At 63.0% G+C, this 208-nt stretch carries 1 pseudogene; it reads left to right on the top strand.

Annotated elements, in window-relative coordinates:
- Positions 1-208, top strand: a pseudogene (locus NQ038_RS15740) (IS1380 family transposase); the annotation flags it as partial.

Here is a 208-nt window from a genome sequence, read left to right as displayed (position 1 = left end):
AAGTGAAGTCTACCGGCCTGTACCCGCACCCGCACCTCGACACTTCCCCCATCCCGGCCATCACCCAAGCCGGTGGCGTGCTCCTGACCGACACGATCGATCAGACCGGCCTGGGACGCTACCTCTCAGACGCTCTGGCGTCGTGGCGCAAGCCATTTGCGATCCATGATCCTGGCAAGATCCTGTTGGACCTGGCACTGTCGTTGGC

This window comes from Brevibacterium sp. 50QC2O2, assembly GCF_024580675.1.
Taxonomy (GTDB): Bacteria; Actinomycetota; Actinomycetes; order Actinomycetales; family Brevibacteriaceae; genus Brevibacterium; species Brevibacterium moorei.
The sequence above is the reverse complement of the archived record's forward strand: the minus strand, read 5'-3'. Positions and strand labels throughout refer to the sequence as shown.